The 23,440-nt window shown below is 68.3% G+C and carries 24 protein-coding genes; 10 read left to right on the top strand and 14 right to left on the bottom strand.

What is annotated here, in order from left to right; translation table 11 throughout:
* Window positions 1–7: 7 nt before the first annotated feature.
* The 7 genes from QUE68_RS27425 to QUE68_RS27455 form a co-directional block, all read right to left on the bottom strand.
* Window positions 8–1,192 carry an acyl-CoA dehydrogenase family protein gene (locus tag QUE68_RS27425; RefSeq protein WP_284229936.1) on the bottom strand — a complete coding sequence of 395 codons (1,185 nt, stop codon included), beginning with the start codon at window positions 1,190–1,192 and terminating at the stop codon, window positions 8–10.
* A 62-nt stretch (window positions 1,193–1,254) separates the two neighbouring features.
* Complete coding sequence (locus tag QUE68_RS27430) at window positions 1,255–2,031, bottom strand: TauD/TfdA dioxygenase family protein (protein ID WP_284229938.1); 777 nt, start codon at window positions 2,029–2,031, stop codon at window positions 1,255–1,257.
* Complete coding sequence (locus tag QUE68_RS27435; RefSeq protein WP_455012624.1) at window positions 2,010–3,059, bottom strand: D-alanine--D-alanine ligase family protein; 1,050 nt, start codon at window positions 3,057–3,059, stop codon at window positions 2,010–2,012. Before QUE68_RS27435 ends, QUE68_RS27430 begins: the two co-directional genes overlap by 22 nt.
* Before the next feature lies 1 nt (window position 3,060).
* Window positions 3,061–4,416 carry an ATP-grasp domain-containing protein gene (locus QUE68_RS27440; protein ID WP_286274751.1) on the bottom strand — a complete coding sequence of 452 codons (1,356 nt, stop codon included), beginning with the start codon at window positions 4,414–4,416 and terminating at the stop codon, window positions 3,061–3,063.
* Window positions 4,413–5,252 carry an O-methyltransferase gene (locus tag QUE68_RS27445; RefSeq protein WP_286274752.1) on the bottom strand — a complete coding sequence of 280 codons (840 nt, stop codon included), beginning with the start codon at window positions 5,250–5,252 and terminating at the stop codon, window positions 4,413–4,415. The genes QUE68_RS27440 and QUE68_RS27445 overlap by 4 nt, the downstream gene beginning before the upstream one ends.
* Window positions 5,249–6,472, bottom strand: a complete 1,224-nt coding sequence (locus QUE68_RS27450; RefSeq protein WP_286274753.1) for a sedoheptulose 7-phosphate cyclase — start codon at window positions 6,470–6,472, stop codon at window positions 5,249–5,251. The genes QUE68_RS27445 and QUE68_RS27450 overlap by 4 nt, the downstream gene beginning before the upstream one ends.
* A 42-nt stretch (window positions 6,473–6,514) precedes the next feature.
* On the bottom strand, window positions 6,515–7,180 hold the full coding sequence (locus QUE68_RS27455) for an HAD family hydrolase (protein ID WP_286274754.1): 666 nt from the start codon (window positions 7,178–7,180) through the stop codon (window positions 6,515–6,517).
* Window positions 7,181–7,383: 203 nt separating this feature from the next.
* Between QUE68_RS27455 and QUE68_RS27460 the strand changes: the two genes are divergently transcribed.
* Entirely contained in the window at window positions 7,384–7,953 is a 570-nt protein-coding gene (locus QUE68_RS27460; protein ID WP_286274755.1) for a TetR/AcrR family transcriptional regulator, read from the top strand.
* Between the two features lie 4 nt (window positions 7,954–7,957).
* Here the strand turns inward: QUE68_RS27460 and QUE68_RS27465 are convergent, their stop codons facing one another.
* Window positions 7,958–8,080 carry a hypothetical protein gene (locus QUE68_RS27465; protein WP_286274756.1) on the bottom strand — a complete coding sequence of 41 codons (123 nt, stop codon included), beginning with the start codon at window positions 8,078–8,080 and terminating at the stop codon, window positions 7,958–7,960.
* 47 nt (window positions 8,081–8,127) lie between these two features.
* Window positions 8,128–8,838 carry a potassium channel family protein gene (locus QUE68_RS27470; RefSeq protein WP_284229956.1) on the bottom strand — a complete coding sequence of 237 codons (711 nt, stop codon included), beginning with the start codon at window positions 8,836–8,838 and terminating at the stop codon, window positions 8,128–8,130.
* A gap of 134 nt (window positions 8,839–8,972) precedes the next feature.
* Here QUE68_RS27470 and QUE68_RS27475 point away from each other — a divergent pair, with 134 nt between their 5' ends.
* Window positions 8,973–10,469, top strand: coding sequence for a potassium/proton antiporter (locus QUE68_RS27475; RefSeq protein ID WP_286274757.1), 1,497 nt, complete (start codon window positions 8,973–8,975; stop codon window positions 10,467–10,469).
* Between the two features lie 20 nt (window positions 10,470–10,489).
* On the opposite strand, the gene QUE68_RS27480 is transcribed toward QUE68_RS27475, so the two are convergent.
* Both QUE68_RS27480 and QUE68_RS27485 read right to left on the bottom strand, forming a co-directional pair.
* Window positions 10,490–11,263, bottom strand: coding sequence for a CDP-diacylglycerol diphosphatase (locus tag QUE68_RS27480; protein WP_286274758.1), 774 nt, complete (start codon window positions 11,261–11,263; stop codon window positions 10,490–10,492).
* Window positions 11,264–11,270: 7 nt separating this feature from the next.
* Window positions 11,271–12,416, bottom strand: a complete 1,146-nt coding sequence (locus QUE68_RS27485; RefSeq protein WP_286274759.1) for a Rieske 2Fe-2S domain-containing protein — start codon at window positions 12,414–12,416, stop codon at window positions 11,271–11,273.
* Window positions 12,417–12,501: 85 nt separating this feature from the next.
* Here QUE68_RS27485 and QUE68_RS27490 point away from each other — a divergent pair, with 85 nt between their 5' ends.
* Both QUE68_RS27490 and QUE68_RS27495 read left to right on the top strand, forming a co-directional pair.
* Window positions 12,502–13,086: a TetR/AcrR family transcriptional regulator gene (locus QUE68_RS27490; RefSeq protein WP_286274760.1), complete on the top strand. Its 585-nt coding sequence runs from the start codon at window positions 12,502–12,504 to the stop codon at window positions 13,084–13,086.
* A 4-nt stretch (window positions 13,087–13,090) separates the two neighbouring features.
* Window positions 13,091–13,543: a GNAT family N-acetyltransferase gene (locus QUE68_RS27495; protein ID WP_286274761.1), complete on the top strand. Its 453-nt coding sequence runs from the start codon at window positions 13,091–13,093 to the stop codon at window positions 13,541–13,543.
* Window positions 13,544–13,546: 3 nt separating this feature from the next.
* Here QUE68_RS27495 and QUE68_RS27500 read toward each other — a convergent pair whose 3' ends face one another.
* Complete coding sequence (locus QUE68_RS27500; protein WP_284229967.1) at window positions 13,547–14,581, bottom strand: alcohol dehydrogenase catalytic domain-containing protein; 1,035 nt, start codon at window positions 14,579–14,581, stop codon at window positions 13,547–13,549.
* A gap of 58 nt (window positions 14,582–14,639) precedes the next feature.
* Here QUE68_RS27500 and QUE68_RS27505 point away from each other — a divergent pair, with 58 nt between their 5' ends.
* Both QUE68_RS27505 and QUE68_RS27510 read left to right on the top strand, forming a co-directional pair.
* On the top strand, window positions 14,640–16,103 hold the full coding sequence (locus QUE68_RS27505; RefSeq protein WP_286274762.1) for a protein adenylyltransferase SelO: 1,464 nt from the start codon (window positions 14,640–14,642) through the stop codon (window positions 16,101–16,103).
* Window positions 16,104–16,264: 161 nt separating this feature from the next.
* Window positions 16,265–17,008 (top strand): cutinase family protein, encoded by a 744-nt coding sequence (locus QUE68_RS27510; RefSeq protein ID WP_286274763.1) that lies wholly within the window; start codon window positions 16,265–16,267, stop codon window positions 17,006–17,008.
* A gap of 8 nt (window positions 17,009–17,016) precedes the next feature.
* On the opposite strand, the gene QUE68_RS27515 is transcribed toward QUE68_RS27510, so the two are convergent.
* Both QUE68_RS27515 and QUE68_RS27520 read right to left on the bottom strand, forming a co-directional pair.
* On the bottom strand, window positions 17,017–17,604 hold the full coding sequence (locus QUE68_RS27515) for a DUF998 domain-containing protein (RefSeq protein ID WP_286274764.1): 588 nt from the start codon (window positions 17,602–17,604) through the stop codon (window positions 17,017–17,019).
* The gene (locus QUE68_RS27520) at window positions 17,601–18,791 is read right to left on the bottom strand and encodes a PucR family transcriptional regulator (protein WP_286274765.1); all 1,191 of its coding nucleotides are present in this window, start codon (window positions 18,789–18,791) and stop codon (window positions 17,601–17,603) included. Before QUE68_RS27520 ends, QUE68_RS27515 begins: the two co-directional genes overlap by 4 nt.
* Window positions 18,792–18,875: 84 nt before the next feature.
* On the opposite strand from QUE68_RS27520, the gene QUE68_RS27525 reads away from it, so the two are divergent.
* The 4 genes from QUE68_RS27525 to QUE68_RS27540 all read left to right on the top strand — a co-directional run bounded on the left by QUE68_RS27525 (window position 18,876) and on the right by QUE68_RS27540 (window position 23,439).
* The gene (locus QUE68_RS27525; protein ID WP_286274766.1) at window positions 18,876–19,961 is read left to right on the top strand and encodes a ferredoxin reductase; all 1,086 of its coding nucleotides are present in this window, start codon (window positions 18,876–18,878) and stop codon (window positions 19,959–19,961) included.
* A gap of 16 nt (window positions 19,962–19,977) precedes the next feature.
* Complete coding sequence (locus tag QUE68_RS27530) at window positions 19,978–21,141, top strand: fatty acid desaturase family protein (RefSeq protein WP_286274767.1); 1,164 nt, start codon at window positions 19,978–19,980, stop codon at window positions 21,139–21,141.
* 94 nt (window positions 21,142–21,235) lie between these two features.
* Window positions 21,236–21,586: a cupin domain-containing protein gene (locus QUE68_RS27535; protein WP_284229981.1), complete on the top strand. Its 351-nt coding sequence runs from the start codon at window positions 21,236–21,238 to the stop codon at window positions 21,584–21,586.
* 62 nt (window positions 21,587–21,648) lie between these two features.
* Complete coding sequence (locus tag QUE68_RS27540) at window positions 21,649–23,439, top strand: N-acyl-D-amino-acid deacylase family protein (protein ID WP_286274768.1); 1,791 nt, start codon at window positions 21,649–21,651, stop codon at window positions 23,437–23,439.
* Window position 23,440: the final 1 nt, after the last annotated feature.

Raw genomic sequence — 23,440 nt, forward strand, 5'->3', positions numbered from 1 at the left:
TAGCAAATCACAAGGAGAAATGATCCTCGATGATGCCCAGCCACACCTGCGCGGAGTCGATCGCGACCTTCTCGCTGATGAACGCATGCTGGGTGCCGGTGTACACGTCGCGGAACGCCCGCTCGAGCCGGCTGCCCTCGCGGATCGAGGTCGTGCCCGCAGCGAGATGGGCCCACTGTGCGCACTCGCGGGCCACGTCGGTGGCGTAGACCGCGGCCACCCGCATGTCGACCCGCAGCGTCGGGGTGAGGCCGTCCCCCGCCGCGACCTCGGCCTCGGCGGTGCCGAACGCCTCGAGCACCAGCAATCGCGCAGCCCGCCAGGCCGCGACGTGATGCGCCAGGTCCTTCTGGAAGGTGGGCCGGGTGGCCAGTGACTCCATGTCACTCATCCGGTACTTGGTGGCCGCCAGTTCCTGGACGTCGTCGAGCATGCTCTTCGCGACGCCCAGCGCCCATGCCGCGTGGCCTGCCGCGGTCACCGGCATCATGCCCATCCGCCCGGCCGGCGATCCGCCGCGCAACGGCTCGGTGGTGAACAACCGAAACGTGCGGTACGCCGGCACGAACACGTCGGCGACGTTGTAATCATAGGACCCGGTTCCCTTGAGTCCCTGCACGTTCCAGCCGTCGGTGAAGGTCACCTCTGCACGCGGCAGCAGCGCCACCATGAGTTCGGGGATGCCCTCGCTGATCCAGCGCATCTCACCGTCGTCCATCGGGATGAAGCCCGCGGCCACGTACTGCGCATGCCCGGTGCCGGATCCGAAACTCCACGACCCGGTCAGCCGGTAGCCGCCGTCGGTGACGACGCCTTGGCCGTTCGGGGCGAACTGGCCGCCCATGGTGACGTGGTTGTCGTGGGCGGTGAACACCTCGGCGAAACCCTCGTCGGGCAGATACGACGCCGCGGCGAACGACGATGGCAGATTCGCGATCCCGGTCCAGCCGAATGACCCATCCTGCCAGGCCATTTCGATCCACGTGTTGATCATCTCGGCGAAGGACGGCTCCACCCCACCCGCCTCGCCGGGATTGAACGCCGTCATAAGGCCGGTGGCCCACATCTCGTCGACGATCGCGGGCGACAGGGTCCGCAACCGCTCGGACTCCGTGGCCTCGGCGCGTACCAGGTCGCGCATCCCCGCGGCCGTCGCGATGACGTCATCGTGTTGGAGCGTTGTCAGGGTCATGGCCGAGACGCTACCGCCGTCGGCACCCTCAGTTGACAGCTTTCGGAAACTGTTCACTGACGTCACGGAACGTCCGCGACCATCCCGCGGTGCATGACGCGATCGCCGATCACTCCGTCGTGGTCGGCGCGGTGCAGCACGCACCGGTTGTCCCACATCACGACGTCGCCCGGCGACCACGCGTGTCGATGGACGTTGTCCTCGCTAGTGGAGAACTCGAACAAGAACGACACGGCAACCTTCGCCAGCCGCGGCGAGAGGCCGCTGACCGATGCGCAACGTGCAGGGGTCGACAGGTAGAGCGCCGTCCGTCCCGACCGCGGGTGGGCCTGGAAGACGGGGTGCTCAGCCGACGTCTCGTGTTCCTCGTCGAGGTCTAGTCCGGTGACGACGTGGGTGATCGTGCGGCCGTCCAGCCAGCTGCGGATCTGGGCGGGCAGCCTCTGGTACGCGGAGTACTGGTTGGTGAAGAGCGTCTGACCGCCCTGGGCCGGGACGGTTACCGCGCGTAATGCAGTGTAGGCGGGCGGCTTTCGCACGTAGCTGGTGTCGGTGTGGAAGGTCGACCGCGGTGGCGTGGTGCGCCCGACGTTGCTGATGACGTTGAGCTCGTCGTGACCGGGCACTGGGGTCTCACCGGCCGTGAACACCGTGTCGCCGAAGCTGCGCAGGAAGCGCAGGAACGCGTCGTCGTCCACGTCGTCCTGCCCGGGTAGGACGATCACCCCGTGCTCCGCGAGCACGTCACGCAGTTCGTCCGCGAGCCGCGCGCCGATCGCGTCGACCCTCAGACCGGTGACGGTGGCACCGACCGGGGTCAAGGGGTCGTAGTCAGGCACCGCGCCGCTCCCAGGTCGAGTTCGCGCACCGCGTCGGCGAACAGATCGCCCACGCTGGTGCCCGCTGCCGCGGCCATGACCGCGATGACGCTGCCCGGGGCGAACGAGCAGTACGGGCCCGCTTCGAGGAACCACGGCCTGCCGTCGGGATCGATCCGGAAGTCGAACAGACCGTAGTGCCTGCACCCCAGGGCCACGTGGCACCGGCGCGCCGCCTCCCAGACCGCCTCGGTGATCGGGTCGTCCTCCGGCACGATCCACGCCCAGCTGGGGTCCTTGGCCACCAGGTACAGGTCACCCCCGTCGGTCCGATTCAGCTTGTCGTCGCGTCCGCGAATCGGCTTGGTCACCGGGTCGACGGCATACTCCTCGAGCGGCAGGCAGACCAGCTCGCCGCCTCGAACGACGATGCCGCACCGCACTTCCCGGCCCAGCTCGACGTATGTCTCGACGAGTACCGCGGACCCGTGATCGAGCGCGTGTTCCACCGCGGCGTCGTAGTCCGCCGCATCGCGTATCAGGGTCACCCCCATCGAATTGTCGGCATCGACCGGCTTGACGACGACGGGTGGCGGGAGCTGCGATCGCTCACCGCGACGCACCACCTCACCCGCGGGCACCGCGACACCCGCCGCGGCCACGATCGCCCTGGCCTTGGCCTTGTCGGCCGCGATCGCCATCACGTCGGGCGGGTTTCCCACGTACGCGATCCCGAGGACGTCGAACAGCGCGCGATACGCCGTCATCCCGGGAAGGCAGAACATCTGCGGCACGACCACGTCGACGTTCAGGAGTTCCAGGTGCGCAACGGCTTCGGGCAGTGACATGGTCACCGCCGAGGCCAGAGACGTCGGCCGTAGGTCACCGGGAAAGCGCCAGGTGCCATCGGGGGACACGTAGGCCAGGTGCACGTCGTAGCGCTCGGAGTCCACGAGAGCGTCCAGGCACGCCCCGGCGTACAACCGGGACAGGTCGGCGTGAAACTCGTCCACCGCGGACCCGACGAGATGCAGGACCGAGAGCGCCACGTCAGTCACCCCCCGGCTCGACGAGCTTGCCGATGTTGAAGTCGATCCGCGTCCAGCCCCGACGGGCCCGCAGGTTGGCCCACAGCAGCGCCGGGATCTGCAGATGGTGAACCATCAGATAGGGCAATGGATCCCACCACGTGAAGATCGCGTCCTTACCGCGGAGGATCGTCCTGAGTCGACCCAGGCGGTCGGCCTGGGTCAGCAGACGCCACAGTTCGTGGTAGATCCAGTAGGTCGGACGGGACCCCGGGCGGGGGGTGATGACGGGGTGTCCGTCGTCGAGGTACGCCGAGGCCACCTGCGGGTGGTCGTAGAACATGGTGATCGCCGAGTGGGTGCGTGGGTTGCACTCGATGGCGTAGGCATGGCCGTCGGCCCCCTCGATGAAGTCGAAGGAGGCCTGACCGGTGAGGTCGAACGCGCCGACGAATTCTTCCACCCACGAACGAATCTCCGGCTTGTCGACGTTCTCGTAGTTGATCTGGAACGCCGACGACTCACAACACGCGTAGACCTGCAGCCAACCGTGTCGGACCGTGCCGTGGGTGCAGTACTCCTTGCCCTCGATGAACTCCTGCAGGATCCACGGATCGTCCTCGGAGATCGACAGCGAGCGCGCGAAGGCGGCGTTGCGCTCCGGCGTGTCACGGGTCAACCGGGTGAGGTCCATCCGCCCCACCGGGTTGTACGCGATTCGCTTGAGGATGTAGCTCCGCCCTTCGGGGAAGTCGAATTCCTCGACCTGACGGGCGTCGGTGATTCTGCGGAAGTCGGGTACGCGCAAGCCCAAATCCGCGGCGGCCCGGGAGAACTCGGCCTTGTCGTCGAGCATCGCAATGGCGTCCCCGCCGACGTGGATCACTTCGCAGACACCGTCGAGCAGGCGCCGTGCCGCCGCATCGTGAACGCTCGCGGCGGGGCTCGACACCGGCACGAAGAAGTCCACCCCTTCCTTCTCGACGACGTCGAGGAGCGCGTCGGCATAGTCGGGCGCGGTCGGCTCCGGCACGGAGTAGAACGCGTCGACCGCGCGGGAGAACCGGTGCCCCGTGAAGCGGTACTTGGGCGACTCGACGAGGATCACCCGATGGCCCGCCGAGTGGAACGACCGGGCCAGCTGCAGCGCCTTCGTCATCTTGCCACCGCTGATGAGGACGGTCCGTCGCGCGCCGATCGTCCGGTGGACCAGAGGATTTCGCCTCCGGACCGCCAGTGCGGCGGCCACCAGACCCAGGTCGACGGGCAACGTCAGGGCCAGCCCGGCGAGAGTGGCGACGGTGCGACCGGGGTTGAAGCCTCGGCGCTGGAGCAGGCTCGCGGTGGCCGGGGTGCCGGTTTCGAGCAGCGCTGTCACCGAGGCGTCCGCCGGATCAGCGTCAGCCCGTCGCGCAACGGGATCAGCACCTGCTCGACGCGTGGGTCGTAGGTGAGTGCCGCGTTGAAACCCGAGATCGCTGCACCGTTGCGCGAGATGTCCACGTCCGCATAGGTTTCGCCCTGCATCAGGGTGTTGTCGACGGCGATGACCGCCCGCGGTGCCAGCAGCGTGCTGCCGAGCAGGAACTCCACGTAGTCGAGATAGCCGGGCTTGTCGGCGTCGACGAAGACGAAGTCGAACTCTCGGCCCGCGGCCGCCAGCCGGCGCAGCGTATCGATGGCCGGTCCGACCTCGATCGCAATCTTGCGTCCCGCCGGTGACGTGTCGAAGCTCTCTTGGGCGAATGCTGCCACCGCCGAGTCGATCTCACAGGCGACCAGCGTCCCGTCGTCGGGCAACGCCTCGGCCATCGCCAACGCGGAGTACCCGGTGAACATGCCGATCTCCAGCACCCGGGTGGCCCCGGCGAGATGCACCAGGAACTTCAACACCTGGCCCTCGACGTGGCCGGACAGCATCTCCTGCTCAAGCCGAACCTCGCCCGGCGCCGACTCCCAGTCCGTCTCCCGCGTGCGGTGCGCCAATTCGGCCAACGCCGGCGACTCCGGGGTCGTGCACTGATCGAGGTACGGGTCCAGCCCCGCCGCCAGATCACGGGCTCGCCGGAACCGTTGTGCGAGAACCGGATCGACGCCGGGGACCGCATCGAGCTCGCGGCACAGGTCCGCGAGCTCGGCGGCCAGGATCGTCGATGGCGTCACCGGTCGAGCCTGCGCGGCCCGGCCGGTCGACAGCACCGCGACGTCGGTCACGACTCGACGTCCTGCTCGGGCACCGTGAAGACGTCGACGCCGTCACCGCCGCGGGGATGGTCCAGGCAGATCTTCTTGTGCAACGTCAGGGTGTCGGTCAACTCGCCGGTGGTGACGTCATTCAGGAAGCGGCAGTGCCCGATCGGATTGGGAATCGCCGCCCGCAGCAGACCGTCACGGGTCTTCAGGATCGACGACGTCGCGGAGTCGAGGAGCTCCGGGGTGAGGTACTCACTGTCCAGCGCAAGGCCCAGCGAACTCATCACGCCGTGTACCCGGTCCCGGTCGGCGACCGTGATGTGACCCCGCTTCTCGGCCAGCGTCGTCGACAGCGCCATGTCGATGTTGATGGCGTGCCCGTGGAAGAACGGTACGGACGGTGTGAGCTCCAATGTGGGGCTCCAGGTGTGGCCGAACGCGATCACGCGGTCCAGGTCGATCTCGTGCAGGTTGGGCGCTTCGAGTTCCAGCATCGTGGCAATGGCCTGATGCGTGACCCGCTCGCCGACGGCCCGCAACTCGGGTGTGCCGTCGAGGTGCCCGAACCGCGTCTGGAGCAACTGGGCGCCGTGCTCTTCGAGCAGTTCGAAGATGCCCGCGTTGCCGACCACGGCGATCTTGATGAGCTCCGCCATGCCGTTGCGCACCTGATCCTCGGGCAGGGTCTTGAGGAACGAGAAGTCCAGCAAAACCTTCTGTGACGCGTGGTAGGCCCCCAGCCGGTTCTTGTGCTTGCCGTAATTGACGGCGACCTTGATCGACACACTGGCGTCGATCAGGCCGATCAGCGTGGTGGGGATCCGGATGTAGGGGGTGTTGCGCCGATAGCTGGCACAGGCGAATCCGGCGACGTCGGTGGTCAGGCCTCCGCCGACCACGAGCACCGGTTCGGTCCGTACCAACCCGAAGGCGTCGAACTCACCGACGATCCGTTCGAAGGTATCCAACGACTTGGCCGTCTCCCGGATCTGCACCGGAATGACGGTCAGCGCGATGTCGTGGTAGTCGAAGTACGCACGGATCTGCTCGCCGTAGATTTCGTAGACCGTGTCGTCGACGACCATCAGGGCGCGGCCGTACGGACGGTAACTGTCCGCGAGATCGGTGTTGTCGATGGCGAATACGCCTTCGACGTACACCAGGCTGTACTCGATCTTCTCGTAACCCGTGACGTGGAACGTTCTGTCGCTCACGGTCACTCGGGCCTGAAGGTTGCTCATCGTGGTGCTCCTCGGTAAGGGTGTCGTGGCTCGGGGCTGGCGTCAGGACGTGGCGATGCCGACGACGCGACCGGCGTCGAGCGAGTCGACGGTCTCCGCGGCCGTGGAGAAGTCGCCGCCCGCGGTGTTCGCGTTCGGGAAGGCGATGCAGGTGATGCCTGCGGCCTTCGCGGCCTTGACCCCGCCGACGTTGTCCTCGATCGCCACCACGCTCGTGGTGTCCTCGCCCAGTCGTTCGAGCGCGAACTCGTACGCGGCCGGGTCGGGCTTCGGGCTGGACACCGAGTCGCTGGCCACGATCAGGTCGAACATCTCGGCGCTGATGTGCGGGCGCAGGGCCGAGAGCAGGGCGTCGATGTTGCCCTGCGACGTGGTGGTGACGAAGCCGACCTTGTGCTGGCCGCGCTTGGCCTCCTCGACCGTCTCAACCACCCCCGGCCGTGGCGAGACGTCGGCCGTGCGCAGCAGGTCCTGGAAGAGCTGCGACTTCTTGGCGTGGACGGCCGCGGCGTCGACGTCCTGTCCACGGGAAGCGGCGTACTCCTCGATCCGGTTGGCGCCACCGCTGGAGGTCAGCATCGAGCGGTAGTCCTCACGGGACCACTGCCAGTCGAGGGCGAAGGCCTCGAAGGCGTCGTTGAAGGCTTGACGTTGCAGTTCAGAGGTGTCGGCGAGGGTGCTGATCGAGCCGAAGAGAATTGCTGACATGGGGTTTCCTTCTGCCGGTTCGGTGGGTCGACGCCGCGCCGGGACTTGACACCCGCGTCGAGAAAACTGATTCCCAGTACACTATTGGTCTAAACGTCCAATAATGCAAGAGGCGACCAGTACTGGCTCAGAAGTGCATAAGTTAACTTCGCGTCCAGGTCTGCGAACACCGCGAGCAGACGAGAAGAAGGAAGTGACGACCAATGGCACCCGCCGACGCCAGCAGGGACACGGGCGAGGACGCCCGCGTGTCGCGCACGCGTGCCGACGTCGCGAGGGCCGCTCTCGAGGTGCTCACCACCGAGGGTTCCGACGCCGTGACGCATGCGCGGGTCGCGGAGATCGCCGGCTACTCCAAGACCACCCTCTACACCCACTGGCCCTCGCGGATCGACCTGATCGCGATGGCGATCGAGAGCCTCGGCGAGATGCCCCACCATCAACTCACCGGCGACCTGCGTACGGACCTCATCGAAGAGCTCAAGGTGTTCCGCAAGGGCATCGTCGACATGCGACTTGATCGCGTGTTGTCCGGAATGGCCGAGTGGGCGTCGGTCGAGCAGATGGCGCGGATCAGGCACAAGGTCAACACCGACGGACAGCATCAAATGTGGGAGATGCTCGGTCAGCGCTTCTCCAGCCCGGCGTTGGATGCCGCGGTCTCGATGCTCACCGGTGTCGTCGCCTGCCCGGCGATCATGTTCGGCACCGTGCCCGACGACGCCGTCATCGAGGCGGCCGTCGACGTCGTGCTGGCCAGCCCGCCGCGCTGACGGCCTACTCCGTGGGCGGCTCTTCGGGCGGGGCCTTGCCCAGCCACTCCTTGAGGCGGGCCAGCTGGCTGACGACGAGGCCCACGCCCACCAGTAGTGCCACGGCGATGATGATGGTGGCGGTCAACGGGCACCCCTCTCGGTCTCGTCCAGCCTAGGCATCGAGTGCGGCGATCAGAAGCCCGGCACGTCATCCCCGGCTCGAATGGGTTCGATGCCGTGGATGGCCGCCCTGATGGAACTCTCGACTGAGCTGTCGGAGACGAAGAGCATCTCGTCACCCGCCTCGAGCACCTCATCGGGCGTGGGCAGCAGGACGCGGCCGCTGCGGACCAGGGTGACCATGGCGGCGTTCGGGGGCAGGCCGAGGTCCCCGACGCGTTGACCGACGAGCGGATTGTCTTCTGGCAGAGTTAGTTTCGCCAGATCCGCCTGCCCCTGACGGAGGCCCATCAGCCGCACCAGGTGGCCCACGTCGATGGCCCCCTCAACCCCGGCGACCATCGCCCCCGGGGTCGAGACCGCCACGTCGATCCCCCACGCCTGGGTGAAGAGCCACTCGTTGCGGATCTCGTTGATCCTCGCGACGACTCGAGGCACGCCGAACTCCGACTTGGCCAGCAGGCCGACGACGAGGTTGGCCTTGTCGTCACCGGTCGCCGCGATCAGGACGTCACACGTCTCGGCGCCCGCCTCCTGCAACGTCGTCAACTCGCAGGCGTCGGCGAACAGCCAGTCCGCGTCCGGAACCGCGTCCGGTTCGAACTTGCGGCGTTCGCGTTCGATCAGCAGCACCTTGTGACCGTTGTCGAGGAGTTCCTGCGCGACGGATCTGCCGACGTTGCCTGCGCCGGCGATCCCGATCCGCGTCCGTCGCTCCGCCACTCCGCCATCTTCGTCCATCCGGGGCGGCGGTGTCGCCGCGACCCCATCCGGTTGCCCTCCTGAAATACTGACCGGACACTCCGGTTGGCGCCCCTGGCCGTTGGCCGCCACGACGATGCCCGAAACGGAACACCTTGAGCCTGCACGAGCTGTACCTGGCCTTGCTGATCGGCGGCTTCGTGCTGCTGGCCAGCATCGTCGGCACCCGCGTCGCGACCCGGGTGGGGTTCCCCAGCCTTCTGCTCTTCCTGCTCGTCGGCGTCGCCATCGGGGAGGACGGCCTCGGGCTCCAGTTCGACGACGTCGAGCTCGCCAGGAACGTCGGGACCGCCGCGCTGGCCGTCATCCTCGTCGAGGGCGGTCTGACGACGCGCTTCGCCGACATCCGCAAGGTGCTGGCGCCGGCGGGCGCGTTGGCCACCATCGGTGTGGTCATCAGCTTGCTGGTCACCGCGGCCGGTGCGCATCTGCTGCTCGGGATGGACTGGCAGCTCGCGTTGCTGCTCGGCGCCATCGTGTCGTCCACCGACGCGGCAGCGGTGTTCTCGGTGCTGCGCGTCCTGCCGCTGCCCCGGCGGGTGGCGGGGCTGCTCGAAGCCGAGTCCGGATTCAACGATGCGCCTGCCGTCATCTTCGTGCTCATGTTCAGCGCCGTCCCCTTCGTATTCGAGCCGGAGAGCGCCGTCGCGGACCTGGTGTACGAACTGCTGGCCGGCTCCGCCATCGGGCTGGCGTGCGGATTCCTCGGCGCGCTGATGCTGCGACGCGTCGCCCTGCCCGCATCCGGGCTGTATCCGATCGGAACGTTCGGGCTGGGCATCGTGGCCTTCGCGGCGGCGGGCGCCGTGCACGCCAGCGGCTTCATCGCCGCCTATCTGGCCGCGGTGGTGCTCGCGAACTCCGGGCTGCCGCACCGCTCGGCGACCAGGTCCTTCGCCGAGGGGCTGGGCTGGCTGGCGCAGATCGGCCTGTTCGTCCTGCTCGGGTTGCTGGTGGACCCCAGCGAGCTGGCTGCCGACGTGGTTCCCGCGATCGTCGTCGGGCTGGTCCTGCTCCTGGTCGCCCGACCGCTGTCGGTGGTCGGCTCACTGGCCGGTTTCAGCATTCCGCTGCGCGAGCAGATCTTCCTGTCGTGGGCGGGTCTTCGTGGTGCGGTGCCCATCGTCCTGGCGACCTTTCCGATCGTCGCGGGGGTGCCCGACAGCAACCGCCTGCTCAACGTCGTCTTCCTCCTGGTGGTGGTCTTCACCCTGGTGCAGGGGCCCAGCCTGCGGCCCATCGCACACGCCCTGCACCTGATCCCCCGCGATTCACCGCGAGAGATCCAGGTCGAGTCCGCACCGCTGGACGTGCTCGAGGCGGAGTTGCTGACGCTCACCGTGCGGCCGACGTCGCGCCTGCACGACGTGACGGTTCTGGAGCTCCGGCTCCCCGACCCCAGCGTCATCACGCTGATCATCCGCGACGGCCACACGTTCGTTCCGCTGCCGGACACCCGCATCGAGGCCGGTGACGAACTCCTGATCGTCACCACCTCCAAGACCAGGAACGCGGCCGAACGCAGACTCCGCGCGGTCAGCCGGCGGGGCAAGCTCGCGTACTGGTTCGACGAGTACGGCGAACCCGAATAGCCCGGCCGTCGACCATGCGCTCACTTGCCCGGCGCGACCGCCGCCAGCCGCGGACAGGAATCGTGATCCTGAAGTTCCTCGCCTTCGGCTAGGTCCCCGGCCGCCGGGTCGGCGCGGTCGGTGAGGATCACGAAGCCGGGTCGGCCGTCGGCAGCCACCGTCCCCACCACGACGAGCGTCCGCGCGGCCATGTCGTCACGGGCGCCCGGCACGCCGTCGGCCAGGAGGTCGAAGGGGTCGACGTCGAGATCCTCACCGCCGACCTGCACCGCGTCGTACCGGTGACCGGCGAGCGGCACCGGGAACGGCGCCCAGGCCGGACCGACCGCCGCGGCGTGGCCGGCCAGGGCGTCGTGTACGTCGGGACTCAGACAGTCGACGTGGATGTGGAGCTGATCCTGCGACCGGGCGAACGCCGAGTTGATCGCCAGGCTGACCCAGTCCCGCGGCAGCGTCACGCCGGCGCGTTCGTCGACGAACGAGCGTGCGCGCCACGCGGCCGCGAAGTAGTTCGGCGCGCCGGGTGCCAGGATGGCCGGATCCTCGATGCCCGAGCTCCGTTCGGTCGGGATGAGGAGGTACTGGGTGGCGCCGACGAGGTCCTTGAGCACCGCGCTCCCGGCGTCGAGGTCGACCTCCGCGCAGGGTGCGGGGTTGCCGTGGGCCACCTGGTTCGGCACGCATTGACCGTCGACGATTCGCCAGAGTGCGCTGGCGTCGGCAGCCGCGCGACCGATGCAGGGGCCGCCCAGCGCCACGACCACCGCCAGCCCGAGGGCTGCGACGCCACGCACCTCCGATCTACCCGGACGGCAACGCAGCTCGACGCCTGAGGTTCTCGCTGACTTCCTGCTGCCAGATCCCGTGCGCGTGCGTGGTGTCGACCTCGAGTTCGAAGCGCGCGACCATGTCATCGGTCACGTCGGCGACGTCGACGTAGAACTGTTCGTACCACCGACGATGCTGATAGACCGCACCGTCCTCCTCGGTCAGCAGCGGGTTGTCGATGCGCGTCTTGTGCTTCCACACTTCGACGTCGTCGAGGAAGCCCTCGCCGAAGCTCTTGCTGAGCGTCGCGGCCAGCCGCCCGGCCTTGTCTTCGGGCAGCCCCTCGATCTTCTGCACGGCGACACCCCACTGCAGCACGAACGAATTCTGCGAGACCGGGTAGTGGCAATTGATCAGCGCCACCTCGAGGGTGAAGTCCGGCGCGACGTCGTTGTGCAACCAGTTGATCATGTAGGCAGGTCCGAAATAGGTCGCCTCGGACCGGAGATTCGTTCCCTCCCAAAGGCTTTCGTAGTTCGGCGTGGTGTCCGGTCGCGCCTTGGACTCCATGAACTGACTGGCCGCCTGACCTTCGATGACGTTCTTGAAGTACGTCGGGTACGCGCGGTGGATGTAGAAGAAGTGGGCCATGTCGACGTTGTTGTCGACGATCTCACGGCAGTGCGAACCCTCGATCAGGATCGAGTTCCACGTCCACGGCGACCACCTGCCCTCGTTCATCCCCTCGATCGTCGGCGGAGTCAGCTCCGATGGCGGGGTCGAGCCCTCGGGGTCGTGCCACACCAGCAGTTGGCCGTTCACCTCCTGACACAGCCACTTTCGCGTACGCGCCAATCGCGGGGTGCGTCGGGCGTAGGGCACCTCGACGCAGCGACCGGTCGAGCCCTGCCATCGCCAGTCGTGAAACGGGCAGGCCAGGGTGTCGCCCTTGACCGTCCCCATCGACAGGTCACCGCCCATGTGCCTGCAGTAGCCGTCGAGGACGTGGATCTCGCCGTCGGGATCGGCGAACACCGCCAACCGGGTCCCGAAGGCATTGATTCCGTGCGGCTTTCGGTCACGGAACGATTCGGCCAGACCCAGGCAGTGCCAACCCCTCGCGAACCGGGTCATCGGGATGCCCGCGTCGATCTCGCGAACCTCTTCAGCAGCAGTCATGGCGGCATCCTTCCGGCGGGGCTGACCGATACCGAGTTAAGCACATTCGCTTAATTCGTGCCGGGAAACGCCTAACATGGGCCCGGTGGACCGTGGCTCCCGATCGAAGGACGCGCTACTCGACGCCGCCGAACGGCTCATCGCCGAACGGGGCTTCGAGGTGCCGCTGCGCGACATCGCCCAGGCGGCGGGTCAGCGGAACAACTCGGCGGTCAACTACCACTTCCACAGCAGGCAGGATCTCCTCGACGCCGTGGTGGCGCGCCGACTGCTGCCCATGGAGCGCGAGCGGGAGCGGATGCTCGGTGACCTCGACGCCGGGGAGGCCTTTGACGCCGGTGACGTCCACGCGCTGATGCGCGTCCTCGTCCTCCCGCTGCTACGCCTCGAGAGCACGCACTACGCCCGGTTCCTCCAGGTGGTCGGCCCGCGGCTGCGGACAGAACCGCACGATTCGGCGGAGACGGCCTGGCCACGGGTTCTGGAGGCCCTGTCGCACGCGGTGCCCGTCGCCGATCGCCGGGCTCGTCGGCGCCGCGTCGCCGCAGTCGCCACAGCGATGTTCGCCCTCGCCGCGGAGCACGAGCGGTCCGCCCAGGACGGGGATCCCGAGGAGATCGTGCACATGTTGGCCGCCATGTTGACCGCGACCGCGCCGCGCCTAGTGTGAACCGATGAGTCGAGAACCATTCGTGCCGGCCGACTTCGACGTCCCCCGCGCACTCGTCGGCGACCGCTTCCGGCTCGAACCGCTGGGCCCGGGGCACAACGCCGCCGATCTCGCCGCGTGGATGTCGAGCATCAGCCACATCCAATCCACTCCGGGCTTCGCGAACTACGGCTGGCCGCCGGACGAGGGCTTCACCGCCGAGGCCAACCTCGGCGACCTGGTGCGGCACGCCGACGAATTCGAGCGGCGAGTGGCCTTCGCCTACACCGTCTTGAGGCCCGACACCGATGACGTCATCGGCTGCGTCTACCTCGATCCCGGGCCGCGGCGCGGCAGCGTGGACGTCCGGTCGTGGGTCACGGCCGACGTCGCTGACCTCGATCCCGTTCTGCGTCAAGCGGTTCGGGCGTGGCTGGCCGAGGCGTGGCCATTCGACGAGGTCGTCTACGCCGGCTGAGGGTCACGACGACGGCACGTCGAGGATCACCTTGATGCATTCGGGGGTGCGGGCCGCGACCGCGGCATAGGCGTCGGCCGCCTCGGCCAGCGGGTAGCGGTGGGTGAAGATGCCGTCGGTGCGCAGCTTGCCTCCGGTCACCAGGGGAAGAAGGTCGGTCCACGTCTGCTGGATGGGCGCGGTGGTCATCCGCAGGGTGAGGTTGCGGATCAGCGCCATGAGGATCGGCAGGGGGTACGGGTCGAGGTCGTGCACTCCGAGGACGGACACCGTGCCGTCGGCGCGAACGCAGGCCAGCGCGTCGTTCAGGGTCGCGTCCAGGGCCACCGTGTCGATGACGCTGTCGGCACCCCGTCCCCCCGTGTGCTCGAGCACCGCAGCGACCGTCGGTCCCTCGAGTGCGGTCGCCCCCGAATCGACCGCGAGCGCGCGCCGGCCCGCCACGGGGTCGGCGGCCAGAACGGTGCCCGCGCCCTGCGCGAAGGCCGCCCGGACGGCACACAACCCCACCGCGCCGAGGCCGAGCACGACCACCGTGCCGCCCGGCGGGATGTCGGCCTTCTTCGCGCCGATCCAGCCGGTCGACAGGTTGTCGGTGAGCAACAGCGCGGCTTCGTCGTCCATGCCGTCGGGAATCCGCATGAGCTGAAAGTCGGCGCCAGGCACCGCGACTGCCGTCGCCTGACCCCCACCGAGTCCGCCGGAGCCGAAGATCTGCATCCCCTGCACACACGTGACCGGGTTGCCGGTGGCACAACCCGCACACCGCCCGCAGCCGGTGACCGAGGCGGCCAGGACGCGATCGCCGACCCGCACCCCTGTGACCTCGGGACCGACTTCGAGCACGGTCCCGATGAACTCGTGACCGACCGCGACACCGTCGCCCACCGGCAGATCGCCGTCGTAGAAGTGCAAGTCGGAGCCGCAGATCGCCGCGGACTCGACCCCGACCACGGCCCCGTCGGGTCCTGGCGGAACCGGATCGGGGGCGTCGCGAACCTCGACCGCGCCGGGACCGGTGATGACGACGTTGCGCATCTGGCAGACGCTACCTCCGAACCCCACGAACCCGTGGGCACTCCGTACGCTGGATGAGGTGAGTGAAGCACCGTCGACGACCGTCCTCCACCCCAGCCACTTCGCCCGCGACCTGCCGGAGATGGCCGTCTCCTGGCACGCCGCCGAGGCACCCGACCCGCGCCTGCTGGCACTCAACGAACCGCTCGCCGCGGAACTGGGGCTCGACGCGGCGTGGCTCAGGACTCCCGCCGGGCTACGCCTGCTGGTCGGCGCCGAGGTTCCCGAGGGCGTCACCCCCGTGGCGCAGGCCTACTCCGGGCACCAATTCGGTGGATACACACCACGTCTGGGTGACGGCCGCGCGCTACTCCTCGGCGAACTCGAGGACACCGACGGCCGGTCGCGCGATCTCCACCTCAAGGGTTCCGGGCGCACACCGTTCGCGCGCGGCGGTGACGGCCTCGCCGCCGTGGGCCCGATGCTGCGGGAGTACGTCGTCAGCGAGTCGATGCACGCCCTGGGCATCCCGACCACCAGGGCGCTCGCGGTCGTCGCCACGGGGCAACCCGTGCAGCGCGACACGCCGCTGCCCGGCGCCGTGCTCGCCCGCGTGGCGAGCAGTCACCTTCGGGTGGGGAGCTTCCAGTACGCGGCCGCCGCCGGTGACCTCGGCGTGTTGCGCCGGCTCGCCGACCACGCGATCACCAGGCACTATCCCGATGCCGCCTCGGCGGACAACCCGTACCTGGCGTTGTTCGACGCGGTCGTCTCGGCGCAGGCGTCGTTGGTGGCGCGGTGGATGCTCGTCGGCTTCATCCACGGCGTGATGAACACCGACAACATGACGATCTCGGGCGAGACGATCGACTACGGGCCGTGCGCGTTCCTCGACGCCTACGACCCGGCGACCGTGTACAGCTCGATCGACCACGCCGGGCGCTATGCCTACGCCAATCAGCCGGTCGTCGCGCAGTGGAACCTGGCGCGCTTCGCCGAGACCCTGCTGCCGCTGATCGCCGAGGACCAGCAGCAGGCCGTGGACCAAGCGGTGGAGTCACTCGGTCGCTTCGGCGCCTCGTACGACGCGGCCTGGTCGGCAGGCATGCGCGCGAAGCTGGGGTTGTCCGCCACGGTCGACGACGCGACCGTCGGCTCCCTTGCGGCGGATCTGCTGGCGCAGCTCGAGCAGAGCCACGTCGACTACTCATCGCTCTTCCGACTCCTCGGCCTGGCCGCCCGCGGCGACACCGAGCCGGCCCGCGGATTGTTCGTCGACCTCGCGACCTTCGACGGCTGGCTCGCGCGATGGCGGGCGCTGGACCCCGACGCCGAGGCCATGAACCGGGTGAATCCCGTCTACATCCCGAGGAACCACCTCGTGGAGGAAGCCCTCGCGGCGGCGACGTCGGGTGATCTCGACCCCGTGGCGCGGTTGCTCGACGCGGTGAGCTCCCCGTTCGACGAGCGGGCGGACCTCGAGCGGTACGCCGCGCCGGCGCCCGACGATTTCGGGCCCTACCAAACGTTCTGCGGCACGTAGGAGTTCGACCGAGGCGCGTGGTGCGCGAGGTCGCGAAGATCGTTGCGAAGATCGTTGCGAAGATCGTTGCGAAGATCGTTGCGAAGATCGTCGCGAAGATCGTCGCGAAGATCACTGAATTCGGAAGGTTTGCACCTCCGGAATCGAGGCAACCTAGCGGCATGAACTCGCGCCTGCTCACGCAAGTACTCGGTGCTGCGCTGGTGTCGACGTGGGCGACGGTGATCGCACCAGCCCCCGGCGCCATCGCCGAACCCCTCTCCGACGCCGCCGCTCCGCCGGCCTGCCCCGACGTGGATCTCGTCTTCGCCCGCGGCACGGGTGAGCCCGTTGGCCTCGGCTACATGGGTGAGGCGTTCGAGAACTCGTTGCGCTCCAAGCTCGGAACCAAGTCCCTCGGGGTGTACGCGGTGCAGTACCCCGCGACGATCGACTTCCCGCGGGCCGTGGACGGCATCAACGACGCGGCGGCGCACATCCAGGCCACCGCGGCCAACTGCCCGAAGACCAAGATCGTGCTCAGCGGCTACTCCCAGGGGGCGGCGGTGGCGGGGTTCACCACGGCCGACGTCGTGCCCCCCGGCGCGGCCGACTCCGGTGTGACGGGTCCGATGCCCGCGTCGGTGGCGGACCACGTCGCCGCGGTGGCGCTCTTCGGCAAGCCGGATGCCGCTTTCATGGACTTCATCAATCAGCCGGCGGTGACCATCGGCCCGCTGTACGCGGGCAAGACCCTGGAGTCGTGCGTGCCCGGCGACCCGATCTGCTCCGGCGGTGGCGACTACGGCCTGCACAACCAGTACGTCGCCGACGGCCGGGTGGACCAGGCGGCCGACTTCGTCGTTGGCAGGCTCGGACTGCCTGCGCCCGTGGCACCCGCACCCCCGGCACCCGGCGCGGCCTGACCTCGTCGTCAGCGGCGAAGGATCGCCAGCGCCGACAGCATTTGCCAGCCGATGATCGTGTACACGCTGGTCCGCTCCCACACCGCACCGGGTAGGAGCACCGTCGCCGACGTCGTCGCTCCGATGGCCAACGCCGTGAAACTCAGCAGCCCCAGCGCGGCGAGTGCCACCGACGCGATCCGGTAGGCCCGGTTGGCACTGACGAACCGAGTACCGGCGAGGATGGCCGCGTTGCCGCCGACGATGGCGACCACCGCGCCGGTGACGTGGACCCACGCGATGCCCGGCCCGCCGCTGGGCACCGCGGCGACCACCAGGTTGCCGACGGCGTTGGCGGCGGCGAAGCCCACGAAGAGACCGGTCCGACCATCCCGCGACCCCCGCGCCAGCAGCACCGCGCCCAGGCAGAGCAGCGTGCCCTGCACCACGAACGCCGTGTTCATCAGATGGTGCAGCGGCGAGTCCGGCCGACCGAGATCGCTGATGAAGTCGCGGTCGTACCGATACCCGGGAACGGCAGTGGCAGAAGCGAATTCGAGACTCAGATAGGCAGCACCCGCCACCAGCCAGCAGGCGGCTGCACCCTTGCGGCTCACCGCGGAACCCCCAACGCCACGGTCAGCTCCAGAATGGTCTTCGGATCATTGAGCCGGTCGCCGTACAGCTCCCGCAGCTGAGTCATGCGGTAGCGCACCGTCTGCGCGTGAACGAACAAGTCGGCGGCGACCGCGTCGCGCTGACCCTGGTGCAGTAGCCACGATCTCAGCGTCTCGGCCAGTCGTTCGGCGGTGTTGGGCCGAAGGTCCGCCAAGGGCGCGAGGGCTTGGCGGCGCAGATCGTCGGCGGCCTCGCGGTCGGCGGTCAGCACCAGCTCGACGAGGTGCTCGTCGGTGTCGACGACGTCATCGTCGATGGTCAGCTCGCGCGCCCGTAGCGCGCGTCGGTACGACGACTGCACCAGCGTCCACGGCCGGGCCGGCCCGACCAACGCCCGTCGGCCCTGCAAGGCCGACCGCAACTGGCCGCGGTGCCTGCCGTCGAGGTCGGGCACCAACAGCACCGCCAACGATTCCTTGGCGTCCACCCCGGGCAGATCCTCGCTCAATTGCAGCGTGGACTGGCCGAATCGGGCTGCCAGACCTCGGGTTTGCGCCTCGGCAAGCACGATCGCCGTCAACGTCTCCGGTGGCTGCCAGTCGGCGCGCTCCGCGCTCGCCCACAGTTCCTCCGCCGTCTCGCCGGCGAGGAGTTGCTTGGCCAACCGCTCGAGGTACCGCTGCCGGACGCGTCCGGTGGTCGCCAGTTCATCGGCATGCCCGGCGACGCTGGACGCCGAGAGTTCATCGATGAACGCGAACACCAGCTCGGCGAAGCGGGCGACCGTCTCGGCAGGCAGTCCGGCGTCCACCGCGGTCGAGGACAGCTCGCGCCACGCGACGCGGGCACCGACGCGGTAGGCCGAGAGCAGCGCGTCCATGGTGCGACCCTGGCGGGCCTCGCCGCGGCCCAGTGCATAGGCCCCGTCGAGCGCGGGTGTCAACGTCGCCGTCGGGTCCGAGTCGTGCGAGCGGACGGCCAGCCGCAGGAAGGCGCCGAGCGCCATCTGAACCGCGGTCTCGATGGTCTGGCCCATCCGGCCGGTGAACGCCCGCGTGTAACTGGGCACCTCGGCGGTCACGGCGGCCACCGTCCGCTCGGCCATCCGGGGCAGAACGGCCTGCAGTGACTCGGCGACCTCGTCGCCCAGCTCGAGGCTGGTAAAGCGGAGCTCTGGTTCGGACAAACTATTCCCTACGAACAAATTAGTGACGTTCATTCACACCTAATGGTCAAGACTTTATACCCATAGCTCGGCCACAGTGGAAGCATGACGACGACAGCCCTCCGCCCGACCGCCGCTGGCGCGTTGCGAGCGCGGGTCATCAAGTTCGCCGAGCGGGTGACGACGCCCCTGGTGCCCGCTGACTATCTCGACGTCATCGACCCGCTACGGTCCAGCGCCGACCTTCGTGGCCGCATCATCGCCATTCGCCCCGAGACCCGCGACGCCGTCTCCATCGACATCAAGCCCGGACGCGGCTGGCGCGGCCACCTGCCGGGCCAGTACGTGCGCGTCGGGGTCGACGTCGACGGCGTCCGCCAGTGGCGGTCGTACTCGCTGACCTCCACGACCTCCAGTGAGCACATCTCCATCACCGTCAAGGCGATCCCCGACGGTACGGTCAGCAACCACCTGGTGCGTCGCGCCACCGTCGGGACCGTCGTCCAACTCGACCACGCCGCAGGCGAATTCACGCTCGGCCCGCAGGCTCCGTCGAAGGTCCTCTTCGTCACCGCGGGCAGCGGTGTGACGCCCGTGATGGGCATGCTGCGCAACATGGCCGCCGGGCCCGCCGACGTGGTGGTGGTGCACTCCGCCCCCACCGCCGACGACGTCATCTTCGGCGGCGAACTACGCAGGCTGGCGCGCGAGGGCCGAATCCGCCTGCTGGAGAGGCACACCGACACCGACGGCAGGCTCGACGTGACCGCGCTCGACGGGCTGGTCGACGACATCGCCGACCGGCAGACATGGGCCTGCGGTCCCGCCGGGATGCTCGACGCACTCGAAGCGCGGTGGGCGGCCGAAGGCATTGCCGATCGCCTGAACACCGAACGCTTCCGGGCAACCATCGTCACCGAGGGTGAGGGCGGCGAGGTCACCTTCTCCAGGTCGGGCACCCTCGTCGAGGCGGGCGGTGCTGAGACCCTTCTCGACGCCGGCGAAGCCGCCGGCGTGCTGATGCCGTCGGGTTGCCGGATGGGCATCTGCTTCGGCTGCGTGGTCCCCCTGCGCCAGGGCGCCGTCCGCGACCTCCGCACCGGTGCCGTCACCTCCGCCGCACCCGGCGACAACGTCCAAATCCAAACCTGCGTCTCCGCCGCCGCAGGCACGTGCGACATCGATCTCTGATCTCGAGGAGTTCCACATGACTACCCAACTGACCGACATGACTGCACCCCCCACCAACGCCACCACGGCGCACCTCACCGCCGAGGACGTCGAGAACCTCGGTCGCGAGCTCGACGCCATCCGCGAACAGCTCATCAGCAGCCGTGGCGAACGCGACGCGGCCTACATCCGCAAGGTCATCGACGGCCAACGCAAGCTCGAACTCGGCAGTCGCGCCGTGCTGCTGTTCTCGCTGTTCCCGCCCGCCTGGGTCGTCGGCACCGTCGGATTGTCGATCAGCAAGATCGTCGAGAACATGGAGATCGGCCACAACGTCATGCACGGTCAGTGGGACTGGATGCGCGACAGCAAGATTCACTCCACCACGTGGGAGTGGGACAACGCGTCGCCTGCCGAGATGTGGAAGCACTCGCACAACGAGGTCCACCACACCTACACCAACGTCCGCGGCAAGGACCACGACCTCGGCTACGGCATCATGCGGGTCGACGAGAACCAGAAGTGGGTTCCCTTCTACCTCGCCCAGCCGCTGTGGAACTTCATCAACGCCTGCCTGTTCGAGTACGGCATCGCCGCCTACGACCTGCAGATCGGCAAGTACCTCAAGGGCCGTTCCGACAAGGCCGAGTTCCAGGCCAGGGCCAAGCGGGTGCTCGCCAAGATCCGCAAGCAGGCCACCAGGGACTACCTGCTGCATCCACTGTTGTCGGGTCCGTCGGCGCTGCCCACCTTGACCGCGAATCTCACGGCGAACCTGGTGCGCAACATCTGGACGCACTCGGTGATCATGTGCGGTCACTTCCCCGAGGGCGTGCAGACCTTCGAGAAGACGTCGATCGACGGTGAGACCCGTGGCGAGTGGTACCTGCGTCAGATGTTGGGCTCGGCCAACATCTCGGGAAGTCGCCTGCTGCACTTCATGTCCGGCAACCTGTCGTTCCAGATCGAGCACCACCTGTTCCCCGATCTGCCAAGCAACCGCTACCAGGAGATCGCCCCCAGGATCCAGGAGTTGTTCGAACGCTACGGCCTGACCTACACCACCGGCTCGCTGCCCAGGCAGGTCGCGTCGGCATGGAAGAAGGTGTTCACGCTGTCGCTGCCCAACGACTTCAGCCCGCGCGATCTGCTGCGCCGTCGTGCGGCGAAGTCCGTCGATCGCCTACCCGTCGCCGCCTGACCCCTCCCCCCTCTCGCGATTTCGGCGCGGAAACGATCGCTGAGCGAACGTTTGCGCGCCGAAATCGCAGCGGGTGGCGTGCCAGAATGGCCTCATGATCGACCTTGCCGTGATGATCGCGTCGGACGTCGCGCTGGAGGATTGGGGGCCCAAGCCGTTGGCGACGGCCGGTCAACCCTTCGAGCGCGGTGTCATGCTGCACGACGACCCGACCGCCAAGCTCGGAGTCTGGGAGTGCTCACCGGGCGCCTGGGAGTCCAGCAAGGTCGGCTGCGGTGAACTGATGCACTTCGTCAGCGGGCATGGCTGGATCATCGATGCCGACGGCCGATGGGAGATCCGACCAGGCGCCACGCGATGGTTCCCGGACGGCTGGCACGGCCGCTGGGAGGTCGACGTCACGGTGCGCAAGGTGTTCGCCATCGTTACCACCCCTACCGCCTGACCACACCGATGTCGGCGCGAATAAAGATTGTGAGCACTCGCAATCTTGGGTAGGGTGGCGTCATGCCCTATGACGTGATCGTCCGCAACGGCCTGTGGTTCGACGGCACCGGCGCCCCACCCCTGGTCCGCACGCTCGGCATCAGAGACGGCGTAGTGGCGGCGGTCTCCGCCGAACCCCTCGACGAGGCCGGGTGCCCCGACGTCATCGACGCCGACGGCAGGTGGATCGTGCCCGGCTTCATCGACGTGCACACCCACTACGACGCCGAGGTGCTGCTCGATCCCGGACTGCGCGAGTCGGTTCGCCACGGGGTGACGACGGTCCTGCTGGGCAATTGCTCGCTGTCCGCCGTGTACGCGAACAACGAGGACGCCGCCGACCTGTTCAGCCGCGTCGAGGCCGTGCCGCGGCAGTATGTCCTCGGCGCACTGAACGACAAGAAGACGTGGACGTCCGCCAGCGAGTACGTCGACGCGCTCGACGCGCTGCCCCTCGGCCCGAATGTCAGTTCGCTGCTTGGGCATTCGGATCTGCGTACTTCGGTGCTCGGCCTCGACCGGGCCACCGACGACACCGTCAGGCCGACCTCCGCCGAGCTCGAGGCCATGGTCGTCAAGCTGCGCGAGGCACTCGATGCCGGCCTGCTCGGCATGTCGGGGATGGACTCCGCGATCGACAAACTCGACGGCGATCGATACCGCTCCCGTGGTCTGCCGTCGACCTTCGCCACCTGGCGGGAACGTCGCAAACTCATTGCGGAACTTCGCAACCGGCGCCGGATGCTGCAGAGCGCCCCCGACGTTGCACGGCCGTGGACGGCACTGCTGTTCTTCCTGTCGAGTAGCCGCATGCTGGGCCGTCGCGACGGGGTGCGGATGAGCCTTCTGGTCTCGGCGGACTCCAAGGCGGCGCCCGGCGCGGTCGGTGTCCTCGGCCGCGGCACGCGACTGCTGAACCGAGTGCTCGGCGCCAGCGTCCGGTTCCAGCACCTGCCCGTGCCGTTCGAGTTGTACTCCGACGGCATCGATCTGCCGGTGTTCGAGGAGTTCGGCGCAGGCACCGCCGCCCTGCACCTGCGCGACCAGCTCGAGCGCAACGAGCTCCTCGCCGACGTCGAATACCGCCGCGAGTTCCGGCGCGAGTTCGACCGCCGCAAGCTGGGTCCAACGCTGTGGCACCGCGACCTCCACGACGCCGTGATCGTCGAGTGCCCCGACGAGACGTTGATCGGCAAGAGCTTCGGGACGATCGCCGACGAACGCGGTCTGCATCCGCTCGACGCCTTCCTCGACGTCCTCGTCGAGAACGGCGAACGCAATGTCAGATGGACGACGACCGTCGCCAACCATCGCCGCCGCCAGCTCGACGCGCTCGCCACCGAACCGACTGTCCACATGGGCTTCTCGGACGCCGGCGCCCATCTGCGCAACATGGCCTTCTACAACTACGCACTGCGGCTACTCAAGCGCGCCCACGTCGCCCAGCGAGCCGGCCGGCCCTTCATCACCATCGAACACGCCGTGCACCGGCTCACCGCCGAGGTCGCGGACTGGTTCGGCCTGGACGCGGGGACGCTCCGCAGGGGTGACCGTGCGGACTTCGTCGTCATCGACCCAGCCGGTCTCGACGACGCCGTCGACGGCTACCACGAAGCCGCGGTGCCGTTCTACGGCGGCCTTAGCCGCATGGTCAACCGCAACGACGCCACCGTAGTGGCCACCGCCGTCAACGGTCAGGTGGTCTACCGCAGCGGCGAGTTCCGCGAGGGTTACGGCCAGACCACGAAGTCCGGCAGATTCCTTCGCGCGGCGGGCTCGCGTCCGAATGCCGATGTCTCCGTGACCGTCTGAC

Source organism: Mycolicibacterium sp. TUM20985 (assembly GCF_030295745.1).
In the GTDB taxonomy this organism is placed as follows: Bacteria; Actinomycetota; Actinomycetes; order Mycobacteriales; family Mycobacteriaceae; genus Mycobacterium.

Bases quoted from the DNA above. Each gene is read 5' to 3' on its own strand.
- QUE68_RS27540 (WP_286274768.1), top strand. From the start codon at position 21,649: ATGCCCTATGACGTGATCGTCCGCAACGGCCTGTGGTTCGACGGCACC.
- QUE68_RS27455 (WP_286274754.1), bottom strand. From the start codon at position 7,180: ATGTCAGCAATTCTCTTCGGCTCGATCAGCACCCTCGCCGACACCTCT.
- QUE68_RS27500 (WP_284229967.1), bottom strand. From the start codon at position 14,581: ATGCGCAACGTCGTCATCACCGGTCCCGGCGCGGTCGAGGTTCGCGAC.
- QUE68_RS27495 (WP_286274761.1), top strand. From the start codon at position 13,091: ATGAGTCGAGAACCATTCGTGCCGGCCGACTTCGACGTCCCCCGCGCA.
- QUE68_RS27535 (WP_284229981.1), top strand. From the start codon at position 21,236: ATGATCGACCTTGCCGTGATGATCGCGTCGGACGTCGCGCTGGAGGAT.
- QUE68_RS27450 (WP_286274753.1), bottom strand. From the start codon at position 6,472: ATGAGCAACCTTCAGGCCCGAGTGACCGTGAGCGACAGAACGTTCCAC.
- QUE68_RS27485 (WP_286274759.1), bottom strand. From the start codon at position 12,416: ATGACTGCTGCTGAAGAGGTTCGCGAGATCGACGCGGGCATCCCGATG.
- QUE68_RS27425 (WP_284229936.1), bottom strand. From the start codon at position 1,192: ATGACCCTGACAACGCTCCAACACGATGACGTCATCGCGACGGCCGCG.
- QUE68_RS27525 (WP_286274766.1), top strand. From the start codon at position 18,876: ATGACGACGACAGCCCTCCGCCCGACCGCCGCTGGCGCGTTGCGAGCG.
- QUE68_RS27530 (WP_286274767.1), top strand. From the start codon at position 19,978: ATGACTACCCAACTGACCGACATGACTGCACCCCCCACCAACGCCACC.
- QUE68_RS27510 (WP_286274763.1), top strand. From the start codon at position 16,265: ATGAACTCGCGCCTGCTCACGCAAGTACTCGGTGCTGCGCTGGTGTCG.
- QUE68_RS27460 (WP_286274755.1), top strand. From the start codon at position 7,384: ATGGCACCCGCCGACGCCAGCAGGGACACGGGCGAGGACGCCCGCGTG.